Below are 611 nucleotides of genomic sequence, written 5' to 3' on the forward strand. Positions count from 1 at the left end.
AGTGCCCATGGTGCCCATGCCACCCTCAACATCGGGCAGAACCTGGTGTTCAAGGATGACGGACCGAGCATCAGCACCACCGGCACGGAGCCGACGCTGACGGTCGATGAAACGGTGCTGGCCACCAACGACACCCAGAGCTTTACCGCCAACTTCAGYTCGGCRTTTGGCGCCGATGGGGCCGGCACGCTGACCTATGCACTGGGTGTGGTAGCGGGCGGCTCCGGGCTGACCGATACCGCTACCGGCCAAGCGGTGAATTTGTCGCTTAACGGTACAGTCGTGGAAGGCCGCACGGCGATTAGCAACGATCTGGTATTCACCGTCAGCGTCGCCGCCAATGGTGACGTCACCCTCGACCAGATCCGCGCCGTGGTACATCCCGACCCAACCAATCCGGATGATTCGAAGACGCTGACCTCGGATAATCTGGTRACCCTGACCGCCACCATCACCGACAAGGACGGYGACAGTGCCCATGCCACCCTCAACATCGGGCAGAACCTGGTGTTCAAGGATGACGGACCGAGCATCAGCACCACCGGCACGGAGCCGACGCTGACGGTCGATGAAACGGTGCTGGCCACCAACGACACCCAGAGCTTTACCGC

The 611-nt window shown here is 61.9% G+C and carries 1 protein-coding gene; it reads left to right on the plus strand.

Annotation, left to right across the window (positions count from 1 at the left end):
• On the plus strand, positions 1-611 hold a 611-nt coding region (locus tag AC1DIS_RS30095), incomplete at both ends, for a DUF5801 repeats-in-toxin domain-containing protein (protein WP_477781317.1).

The sequence above is a fragment of the Pseudomonas sp. 05N433 genome, from assembly GCF_056396925.1.